Below are 11299 nucleotides of genomic sequence, written 5' to 3'. Positions count from 1 at the left end.
TTTTTTTTAATGATACGGCGACCACCGAGATCTACACTCTTTCCGATGGCGGGGCCGGGCATCGCCGCGGCAGGACTGCTGGTGTTCATCACCAGCCTGGGATTCTTCATCCTGCCGGCGCTGCTCGGCACGCCGAAGGAAACCATGGTGGCGCAACTGGTCATCTCGGCGATCAACGATTTGTTCAACCTGCCGTACGCCGCCGCCCTGTCGACGATCCTGCTGATCTTCGCCGTGGCCGTCTTCATGCTCTACGACAAGCTGGTCGGTTTGTCTTCGCTCAGCGGTGAAACCCGTTCGGCGCCGAAGCGGAACAGCTCCACCTTCGTGACCACAGCGCTGATCGCCATCGGCCGCGTGTGCGGCGCCGGCTACGGCGCGGGCGGACCTGCATTGACGCGGGTGAAGGGGCTGAAGCTGTACAGCGTATTGACGGTGGCGCTGCTGTCGCTGCCGATCATCGTGGTGTTTCCGATCGCGTTCACCAACTCGCCCTTTCTGTCGTTTCCGCCGCAGGGTTTCAGCCTGCGCTGGTTTGACGCCTTCCTGTTCTCGCCGGTGTGGCAGTCGTCTTTCCTGCGCTCGTTCGGCGTGGCGATCGTGACGGCGCTGGCGTCGACCGCCCTGGGCATCGGCGCGGCGCTGGCCCTGACGCGCTTGCCGGCGCGCTGGACCAAGCCGGTGTTCGCCTTCCTGCTGGCGCCGCTGATCGTGCCGCGCATCGTGGTGGCGGTCGGCCTGTTCTATCTGTTTTCGCGGATGGGGCTGGTCGGTACCGATCTCGGCCTGACCATCGGCCACACCGTGCTGGCAATCCCCTATGTCGTGGTGACCATGGCGGCGGCGCTCAAGCGCTTCGACTGGCGGCTCGACGACGCGGCCAAGATCCTCGGCGCCTCGGCCTTCGCCCGGCTGCGCACCATCCAGTTGCCGATGATGATCGGCAGCGTGGCGGCAGCCTTGCAGATGGCGTTCATCATTTCCTTCGATGAGCTGACGATCGCCATCTTCGTCAGCGGCGGCATGAAGAACACGCTGCCCAAGCAGATGTGGGACGACATGATCCTGCAAGTCAATCCGACCCTGGCCGCCGTGTCGCTGGTGATGGTGATCGTGATCGCCCTGCTGGTGCTGGCGCCTTCGCTCTATAAAACTTTCCGCCGCCGCTGATCGGGCGACACCTTCTTTACTTCAGATGACCATGCACAGCTATACCAACTACTTCCCCGTCCGATCCGAACACGACGCGCTCGACGTCGTGCCGCTGCTGCACGAAGGCTTGCTCAACAACGGCGAGCGGACGCTGCTCGATTTCAACGGCGTCAAGACCTCCTTCCGCGACATGGCCGCGCGCGTGGCCGCCATGCAAACCTGGCTCGCCGACCGTGGCGTCAGACAAGGCGACCGCGTCGCGCTGATGCTCGAAAACGGCCTCGACCACATGGCGCTGATCTATGCGCTGATGCTGACCGGCGTCGTCTGGGTGCCGGTCAATACGCGGCTGAAGGCCCCCGGCATCAGTTATCTGCTGGGACACTGCACGCCCGACCTGTTCATTGCACAGCGTACGTTCGCCGAGCCGCTGGGCGATCTCACCGATCTCGACGGCAAACTGGTCTGGCTCGATGAGGTCATCGACGCAACTGAGGCGACCAAGGCCTCTGCAGCGCAACCGCCTGTGGCCGCGACCATCGCCACCGACCACCCGCTCTGTCTGATCTATACCTCCGGCACCACCGGCGCGCCCAAGGGCGTGATCTTCACGCATCGCATGATGCGCATCGCCAGCGAAGCCACGCGCATCGTCTCCGACGTCAAGGCGGGCGACCGCATGTTCGTGTGGGAACCGCTGTGCCATATCGGCGGCGCGCAGATGCTGCTGGTGCCTTTCCTCGAAAAGACCGAGCTGCACATCGTCGAACGCTTCTCGTCCAGCAAGTTCTGGCAGCAGATAGCGACGGCGCAAGCGACGCACCTGCACTACCTGGGCGGCATTCTCGACATCCTCGCGCAGCTGCCGCCGCAGATGCAGCCGGCGCAGCACAGCATCCGCGTGGCCTGGGGTGCGGGCGTTTCCGCCAAGGCCTGGGACGGCATCCTCGAACGCCTGCAACTGACGCTGCGCGAGTGCTATGGCATGACCGAAGGTTCCAGCTTCGCCACCGTCAACGCCAGCGGCAAACGCGGCTCCATCGGCCGCGCCCTGCCCTGGCTGAACGTGGAACTGCTGGACGACAGCGGCGCGGTCGTGCCGGCCGGCGAGATCGGCCAGGTCGTGGTGTCGAGCGACATCGACGGCTGCTTCCTGCCCGGCTATCTCGACAATCCAAAAGCGACGGCGGAGGCGCTGCAAGACGGCAAGCTCCACACCGGCGACCTGGCGCGCAGGGATGCCGACGGCGACCTCTACTTCGTCGGCCGCAAGACCGACAGCATGCGCGTGCGCGGCGAAAACGTCTCCGCCTGGGAAATCGAGCGCGTGTTCGTGATGCATCCCGCCATCGCCGCCGCGGCGGCAGTCGGCGTGGAAAGCGAAGTCGGCGAACAGGAAATCCTGCTCTACGTTCAGTTCAAGGAAGGTCACAGCAGCGCCTTCGCGGAACTGGCGGAATGGGCAAAATCGAAGCTGGCCAGCTACCAGGCGCCGCGCTATTACCTGCAGGCGGACGGCTTCGAAACCACGCTCAGCGAGCGCATCAAGAAGCACCTGCTCAAGCGCGACATCGGTTCGGCATGGGATAGGCAGAATACCGCCGGGCGTGCGCTTGCAGCCGGTCGCTGACAAGGCGTCGGCAAAGCAATGCGGGAACAAGCGCCAGGAAGGTTTACAATCGCATACGCCGCACAGGCAGATCAAAACCACCCATGATGAGAAAAACCACTGACAGCGCGGGCGCAAAAGCGCCATCGAGAACAAGCAAGGCGAAAACAGCCAAACCGGAGAAAGCGGCAGCTACCGAACCGGCGCCCCGGACCGACAACACCGGCGTCGACTCGCCGCTGTATGTGAATTCCGTCGAGAAATCCATGCGCGTGCTGATGGCCTTCGACGGTCAGCAGCGCCAGTTGTCGCTATCGCAGATCGCCGCGCTGACCGGCTTCGACCTGAGCACGGCGCAGCGTTTCACCTATACGCTGATGACGCTCGGCTACCTCACCAAGGACGAAGAAGTCCGCAAGTACGAGCTGGCGCCCAAGGTGCTCAACTTCGCCTATCACTACCTGACCTCGAGCGAACTGGTGCGCCGGGCGACGCCCTACCTGCAGCAACTCAGCCAAGAAACCGAAGAGACCACCAACCTGACCATCCTCGACGGCCCCGACGTGGTGTTCGTCCAGCGTATCGTCAGCCGCAACGTGCTCAACCCCAACGTCGTCACCGGCACCCGCCTGCCCGCCTATTGCACGGCGTCGGGACTGGCCATCATGTCGACCCTGAGCGACGCCGAGGTCGACGATATCCTCGACCGCACCGACCTCAGGATGTACACGCCCTTCACCATCGCCGACCGCGGCCAGATCAAGCAGCGCCTGGCCAGGTTCCGCGAACAGGGCTACGCGCATGCCCGTGAGGAATACTTCTTCGGCGACATCTCCACCGCCGCCGTGATTACCGACTCGCGGATCGGACGCGCCGTCGGCGCCGTCAACCTGGCGATCACCACGGCGCGCTGGTCGGGCGATACGGATGAGCGCCGCCATGCCGACCTGGTGATGTCGGCGGCGCGGGTGATTTCGATTCAGGGCAGATAGCGGCAGATCACTTGCCGCCGAGCGGGAAATTCGCGACGACATAACCGATCAGTTTTTCGACGCTTGCCGCCAGGGTTTCAGCAGACGTATCGATTACGCAGTCCGCGCGTTCGGGCGACTCATACGGTGCGCTGACACCGGTGAATTCCCGCAGCTCTCCCGCACGCGCCTTCTTGTACAAGCCTTTGGGGTCGCGTGCTTCGCAAGCAGCCAGATCGGCAGCAAGGTAAATCTCATGGAAGGCCTGCTTGCAGCGCAAACGCGCCCGGGCGCGGTCGGCGCGATACGGCGAGATGAATGCGGTGATGCAAATCAGTCCCGCATCGGCAAACAGGGCGGCCACTTCGCTCACGCGACGAATGTTCTCGCTCCGGTCTTCCGGACTGAAGCCGAGATTGGCATTGAGGCCGCCACGCACATTGTCGCCATCAAGCACATAGCAGGAATAGCCCCGCTCCATGAGCGCCTGTTCCAGCGCCATCGCCAGGCTCGATTTACCGGAAGCCGACAAACCTGTCAGCCACAACACCCCGCCTGCATGGCCATAGTGCGACTGGCGATCGGACGCAGACAAGGCGTGCGCGGTTGCGGTCAGATTGCGAGCGTCAGGAGGCATGGTCGTCTTTCGCGGGAGCCGGTGTGGGGGCTTGCATTGCCGGTCCGGAGAGGTTCGCAGCAAGCGGCTGAGGAGTGGTCATGCTACGGCTCCCGGGAACAAGGGAGCGTGCTCGAAAGCAATGCGGGCCACTTGGCGGCCCAATCGCTTTCATGCGCCATGCCGTCGACCACGCGCAATTGCGCGCATGATCCGACGGCAGCGACAAAACTGCGTGCAACGAAAGTCGGCACGACCTTGTCGTCGGCGCCGCTGACGTGCAATTGAGGAATCGCGGCAACGCGCGCAGCGACGTCGATGGCGTTGAGCGAATCCGGCATCTGGCTGACCTGATGCAGGCGATTCACCGCCGCATGATCGAGATTGCCGGCCACCGTGCGCAGGCTGGCGACGTCCTGCCGTCTGGCGGCGATCAATACCGCCAGCGCGCCGCCGCCCGAGTAGCCGACCAGGTTGACGCGTTGCCCGGGCAGGCGGTGCAAATATTGCGTCACCGCCGCATTCATCGATGCCACGACTTCTTCGGAATAGCGCCTATCGGTCCAATACGTTACGGCGCAGCGCGAATTGGCGGACATCGGCGTGAACTGGCAGGGCCGCGCCAAATACACCACATTGGGAGCCGTGTCGGCAACGGCCAGGCTCAATCCCAGTGCGCGCCGCGGCGTGGGATCCTCGGATGGCTGATGGCGGCTGCGCCAGGCCAAACCGTCACCCTCGATATACACGGTCAGCGGCCGGTCGGTGCGGGTAATGCGGAGATAAGAAGTCAGCACGAAAGCGCCGGCCTGCACCTGATCGCGTTGTAAACCTGCCGGCTGCGCCATGGCGTCGGCATGCGCGTTGGGATCGCCGGCGCATGCCGTCGACAAGCCCGCAGCCAGCAATATCGTCAGTGTCGCCGTCCACTTCATCGCGCGTCCTCGCGCAATTTTCCCAGCGCAGCGGAAACGGCTTGCAGCACCGGCCCCCACTCGCCCCGCGCCTGCTGGCGGAACAGGCGCACGGAGGGATACCAGGGCGTGTCGTCGCGCTCAAGCAGCCAGCGCCAGTCAGGCAGGAACGGCAGCATCACCCAAGCCGGACAACCGAGTGCGCCGGCAAGATGCACCGGTGACGAGTCGACCGACACCAGCACATCGAGCAGCGTCAGGATGGCGGCGGTATCCTCGAAGTCGCGGATCTCGTCGCTCAGCGACAGCAGCGCCATGCCGGCAGGTGGCGTTGCACTTTGCTGCGCTGCCGGCCCTTTTTGCAAGGAGACGAAGGTGATGCCGTCCTGCGCCAGCGGCGCCAGATCGGACAGCCTCATCGACCGGCGCGCGTCGTTGGCGTGCGCCGGCCGCCCCGCCCACACCAGGCCGACCAGCGGACGCGGCAGCGACGCCAGGCGCGCCCGCCACTTGTCGACGCGCGCCGGATCGGCGCTCAGATAGCCGGTGCTGCCCGGCAGGTCATGCAATTGCAAGCCCATCGCCAGCGGCAGGCTCATCAGCTCGCAATGGAAATCGAATGCCGGCGGGATGGTGCCGAACGGGATGATGCCATCGTAGCCGGCGCAACGCCGGGCCAGTGCGTAGCTGTCCGCATTGACTTCCAGGATCACGCGCGCGCCGCTGCGTTCGCGCGCCCAGGCCACCATGCGCAAGAACTGGAAGGTGTCGCCGTATCCCTGCTCGTCGTGGATCAATAATGTCTTGCCTGCGATCGGCTGGCCTTCCCAGCGCGGAGTCTGCACGTGCCGTCCGATCATGGTCGTGTGCGCCATCTTGTAGCGGAACCGGTACTCACGCCAGCCGCGGGCGAACTCTCCCTGCAGCAGCAGTATTTCCGACAAGTCGAAACGCGCGCCCATGTCGCCCGGGACCATGCTTACGATCATTTCCAGAATCTGCCGGCTTTCAGCTATCTTTCCTTGCGGACGAACCGCGAAAACCAGTTGCTTCCATAGCTGAATCGGCCCCGATCCGGAAGCCAGCGCCGCGCGCAACAATGCCTCCGCCTCGCCGAAGCGTTCTTCGCCGAGCAAGGCATTCGCCTGCTGTTGAACCGTAGCGTAGTCGGTCACGGGTGCGTGCGGCGCAATCATTGCGCGTCGTCAGCCGGCGCTGCCACACCGAGCGCGTTCAGCAGCGGACCGAGATAGGCCGCATGGCGCCGCCAGCGTCCCTTCGAGGTAGCGTAAATCGGCTGCCGCACCTGGCTCACGCTGGCGGTACGCACAATGCGGCGCGTCTTGTGGAAATCCAGGCAGGCATCGTCCCACGGCATGCCGACAAAATCGATCAGTCGCCGCGCCTGGCCTTCCAGATCGTCCACCACGCTTTCGTAGTCGACTTCAAGGAAGCGCTCCGGCGGCAACACCTTGCGCAAACTGTCCATCAAGGCCTGATAGCCACGATGAAATGTGCCCAATTCGTCGAGGCGATAGGCAAACAGCTGTTCACCGGCAAAATGTTTGCTGTAGCAGGACAGGCAGGTATCCACCGGGTCCCGGCGGCAATGGATGATGCGCGCGCCGGAGAGGATCAGCGGGATCAATCCGGCATACAGGAAATTGGCCGGCATCTTGTCGACCAGGCGCAGTGCCCCAGGCGCCAGGTCATCGACACGCGACAGATAATCGCTGCCGATACGCGCAAAATCCTCTTTGCCCCAGCGCGCGAGATCGCCCGGGAAAATTCCGGCCCGATCCACCGCGTGGCTCAATGCACTCAATTCCCCCGCGCCGTAAATGCCGGGATGCGATGCCAGGATCTGTTCCACCAGCGTCGTGCCGGAACGCGGCATGCCGACGATGAACACCGGCCGCTCCGATGCGGCTCCGGCATCGTTGAATTTTTCCATCAGCTCCGGGGTAAACGCGGCGGCGATTTTTTGCATCCACTCGCCGGTCTTCGCTTCGTCGTAACTGAAGGTGGCGCGCTTGATGGCATTGCCTTGGTCCAGATGGAAAAAAGCGCGCTCCGAATTGCCGGTATCCAGATACGCTTTGCCGAGCGCAAAATGCAAACTCATCCGGTCACTGATCGCCGGCTGCATCGCCCGCACCAGCATCGCCTCCATCACCGCGATATCGGGATCGTCGCTGCGATAGGTCTTGCTGTCGGAGCGCGCCGCCATCACGCGCGTCGAGGCGGGAAATTTCTCAAGCGCGTAATCGAAGGCCGCAATGGCTTCCTCCTTGCGGCCCATCTCCATGAACAACGCTGCCCGCGCGACCAATGCCTCTTCGGCGACCGTGCCCGGCAACGCCGCAGCGCGATCGAAACATGCCGCCGCTTCGTCGTGCTGCCCCAGCGCCTGCAAAACCTGACCGAGCACATTGTACGCATGGGCATTGTCGGGCGAAATGCTCAACGCCTGGCGCGCGCACGCGAGCGCGTCCTGATGATGCGCTCGCTTCATCAGCAGCTGCGCGCGCGCAGTCAACGCGCCGGCATGTCGTGGTGCAAACGCAAGGAGAGCGTCGATCCGACACTGTGCCTCGGCATAGCGCATGCGCGACATTTCGATCTGGGCCAGGTTGAAATAGGCATCCGCCAATTGCGGATTGATATCGATCGCTTTCTCGGCAGAGGCAACGGCCTCATCGAAACGCCCCAGGTCGTTTAACAGAAAAGCCAGATTGCTATGCACTTCGGCGTAGTCGGGACGCAATGCCAGAGCACGCCGGTAACAATCTTGCGCCTGCTCGAACTGGCCCAGACGCTTATAAGTATTGGCAAGATTGTTGTACGGCTCCGGATTGTCGGGTTCCAGCGATACGACACGTTGCAGACATTCCAGGCTGGCGTCGAATTTTCCACTCTCTTGCAGAATGATGCCGAGGTTATTCCAGGCCGCGATCAGCTGCGGTTCTTGCTCCACGGCGCGCCTTGCTGCTTGCTCCGCCTCCGCCAGCAGCCCCTTCTGACGGCACATTTCAGCCAGATTGCTGCAGTAGGTCGCCGGCACGGCAGGAAACAGACAAGCCTTGCGCAGATAGTCAATCGCCAGATCCAGCTTGCCGTAGGCATGCGCTATCAGCCCCAGTAAATGGAAAGCATCAGGCTGGTGCGGCACGACTTGCAGCACTTGCAGGCAGAGTTGTTCAGCTTGCTGCGCCTGACCTGCGTTCCAGTGCGCATACGCCCGATTCAGGGCTTCCGGAATGGTGAGTTGATTGGCGACCGGATAATTATTCGTGTTCAAAAATACTCCACAGCAATGAAGGCATAAAACAGCAAACAGGAACAGTCCTGTTTGGGAACGATGCTGATATGTGGATAGATGGGGCACAGATCAACAATGTCCGTACGCGACAATTTTTCCCGAGAATATTACAGGCGAAAAATCAGATCAGGCTTCTTTGTGGATAAAACGTCCAAAATATTTACAATAGGAATATTTTCAAGTTAAAACAGTTTTCCATTTCGAGATTGTTGACAAAAATACAAATTTTCTACTCTTCAGTATGCGGTGATTACGTCGATATACGAGAAGAAGAACTGGCTGTACCAAGCCGCTCAGAACTACAAGGGGAAATGAACATGCATAAGAAAATTCCATCACAACACCTATCGCCAGGCCGCATCACCATCCTGAGCTTGTCTCTCGCCGCGGCGCTGGCGACGATGGCATCGACGACGGCACTGGCAGGCCCGACCGTCACCGGGAGTGCCACTGTCACCGGCAATACCTCGAGCGTGACGTGGAACGGCAGCGGCACATTCCTCATCAATAATGGCGTCGTTCTCTCCGGCACGCCGGCCCTTACTGTTTCCGTGACAAGCGGCACCCTGACCAACAACGGAACGACCACCGGCATTTTGAATTCCGGCAACATTGGCCTGCTGAACAACAGCAGCAGCGGCACCATCAGCGGAGGAACAGGCATCAGCAACTCCGGCACGATCGGGACGTTGACCAACACCGGCACCATCACCGGCACCACCAATGCCATTTCCAACAGCGGCACCCTCGGACCGATCGCCAACAACGGCGGCACCATTGCAGGCAACATCACCAACACCGCCGGCCAGAATCTGACCATCACCGGCGGTGCGGGAGCGACCTTCGGCACCCTGACCGGTTCCGGCAGCGGCATCGGCGCCGGCAACATCGGCCTGATCACCAATACCGCCTCGAACCTGGTCTTCAGTGCGGGCAACCAGCTGCTCAACGACAATATCAACGTCACCGGCCGCACCGCCATCAATTCCGGTTCGGTCCTGCAGATCAACAATACGATCACCGTCACCGGCAATTACACGCAAAACGCCGCCGCGACCCTGAACATCGGCGTGGCCAACGGCGCCGTTGCAGGCGGGGTCGTCAGCACCGACAGCGGCTACGGCCGGCTGATCGTATCGGGCGTGGCGACCTTCGATGCCGGCACCAGCATCGCACTTAAAAAACTCAGCACCTATTCCTTCGCCCAGGGACAGCGCTTCGTGGTGGTGCAGGCAAACAACGGCAATGCGCAGTACAACGCCAGTCTGCTGAATTATTCTGCGGACGGTTATAGCGGCGCCATCAGCGGCGCCAGTGTGACCGACAGCGACAACAACGCCAAGACCGATCTGCTGATTACCTTGGGTTCGTCGAGCTCCGGCTCTACCAGCCCCAACATTTCGGCGACCACGCCTGACGCCGTCTCTGCCTTGTCCGGCTTGTTCCGTTACGGCGGCACCAATGCCAACATGCTCAACATGTTCAATGCCGCTGCCGCACTGGGTTCTACAGCGGATGCCAACCGCGCCGGCGCGCAATTGAGTCCGGCCGCCAATACGGCCTCGACCATCCAGTCGGCCCAGGTATCCACGCAAGCAGTGCTCAACGTCACGTCGTCCCATATCGACACCCTGCGTACGGCACAAGCTGCCGGCAGTGGCGTCTCGACCGGTGAACGCGCCAGCGATATCGCGCTGTGGGGCCAGGCCTTCGGCGGTCAGGCCAACCAGGGAAACCGTGCTGCCGGTAGCGGCTATCGCGCCGGCTACAGCGGCTTGCTGATCGGCGCCGACACCGCACTCAGCGACCAGTGGCGCATTGGCGGCGTGTTCAGCTATGCCGATACCTCCGTCAACGGCGGCGGCGACAATACCGGCAGTTCGGCGCACATCAAGGCTTACGGATTGACCGGTTATGGCGGCTATACCGCAGAGAACTGGTATCTGAATCTGTCGGGCGGCATCGTCCAGCAAAAATACAACACGCTGCGCAGCGTCGCTTATACCGGCTTCAGCGGCAATGCCGCCGGCCAGTTCGACGGCACGCAGTACGTCGCCTCGGCGCAGGCCGGCTATCCGATCAGGCTCGACGCCATGACCACGCTCACGCCGATTGCGGGATTGACCTACAGCCGCCTGCGCCAGGATGCCTATACCGAAACCGGCAGCGTCGCGGCCTTGCACGTCAACTCAAGCAGCACCTCTTCGGTGAAGAGCGATCTGGGTGCGAAACTGGAGCGTTCCTTCAAGACATCGTATGGAGAAGTCACGCCGTCGGTGCAGTTAAGCTGGCGCCATGAGTATCGCGACACCAGCGTGCAGTCGGTGGCCAATTTTGCAGCCGACGCCAGCGGCGCCACCAGCTTTACCACGCAAGGCGCAGCCGCCAATAAAAATACCGGTGTGCTGGTGTTGGGCGCGACCTTGGCGCGCAGCCGGAACCTGACGCTGGCGGCTCGTTACACCATGGAAGCGGCACGCGGTTATACCGCGCAGACGGCTGACGTGCGTTTGCGGTATCAGTTCTGATTGCCGTTTGATTCCACGATCGAAGAAAAGCCGCTTAGTGCGGCTTTTTTTCCGGTCAGTTGCGCAAGATGGCGATGAAGATAGAAATGTTCGAATGCGATGAGGCGCTGGAATTGCGCAATGCGGTTTCCTTTGCGCGCTGATCCTGGACAGGCAATAGATATCGTGTTGAGCCGGTGTCATATGG

7 protein-coding genes are annotated in these 11299 nt (G+C 62.1%); 3 read left to right on the top strand and 4 right to left on the bottom strand.

What is annotated here, in order from left to right; genetic code table 11:
* Positions 1 to 1201: 1201 nt before the first annotated feature.
* Positions 1202 to 2782: an AMP-binding protein gene (locus tag PMI16_RS20290; RefSeq protein ID WP_034381510.1), complete on the top strand. Its 1581-nt coding sequence runs from the start codon at positions 1202 to 1204 to the stop codon at positions 2780 to 2782.
* Between the two features lie 83 nt (positions 2783 to 2865).
* The gene (locus tag PMI16_RS20285) at positions 2866 to 3753 is read left to right on the top strand and encodes an IclR family transcriptional regulator (RefSeq protein WP_007883053.1); all 888 of its coding nucleotides are present in this window, start codon (positions 2866 to 2868) and stop codon (positions 3751 to 3753) included.
* 7 nt (positions 3754 to 3760) lie between these two features.
* Here PMI16_RS20285 and cysC read toward each other — a convergent pair whose 3' ends face one another.
* The 4 genes from cysC to PMI16_RS20265 all read right to left on the bottom strand — a co-directional run bounded on the left by cysC (position 3761) and on the right by PMI16_RS20265 (position 8563).
* A complete protein-coding gene (gene cysC, locus PMI16_RS20280; protein ID WP_007883052.1) occupies positions 3761 to 4369 on the bottom strand; it encodes an adenylyl-sulfate kinase in 609 nt (202 codons plus the stop codon).
* A gap of 83 nt (positions 4370 to 4452) precedes the next feature.
* Positions 4453 to 5283 (bottom strand): alpha/beta hydrolase, encoded by an 831-nt coding sequence (locus PMI16_RS20275; protein WP_007883051.1) that lies wholly within the window; start codon positions 5281 to 5283, stop codon positions 4453 to 4455.
* Positions 5280 to 6458, bottom strand: a complete 1179-nt coding sequence (locus PMI16_RS20270) for a glycosyltransferase family 9 protein (RefSeq protein WP_007883050.1) — start codon at positions 6456 to 6458, stop codon at positions 5280 to 5282. Before PMI16_RS20270 ends, PMI16_RS20275 begins: the two co-directional genes overlap by 4 nt.
* Positions 6455 to 8563, bottom strand: a complete 2109-nt coding sequence (locus PMI16_RS20265) for a tetratricopeptide repeat-containing sulfotransferase family protein (RefSeq protein ID WP_007883049.1) — start codon at positions 8561 to 8563, stop codon at positions 6455 to 6457. Before PMI16_RS20265 ends, PMI16_RS20270 begins: the two co-directional genes overlap by 4 nt.
* Positions 8564 to 8901: 338 nt before the next feature.
* Between PMI16_RS20265 and PMI16_RS20260 the strand changes: the two genes are divergently transcribed.
* Positions 8902 to 11112 (top strand): autotransporter family protein, encoded by a 2211-nt coding sequence (locus PMI16_RS20260; RefSeq protein WP_007883048.1) that lies wholly within the window; start codon positions 8902 to 8904, stop codon positions 11110 to 11112.
* Positions 11113 to 11299: the final 187 nt, after the last annotated feature.

Origin of the sequence: Herbaspirillum sp. CF444 (genome assembly GCF_000282135.1) — a bacterium.
Lineage (GTDB): Bacteria > Pseudomonadota > Gammaproteobacteria > Burkholderiales > Burkholderiaceae_D > Herbaspirillum.
This window is presented reverse-complemented; position numbering and strand designations above follow the sequence as displayed.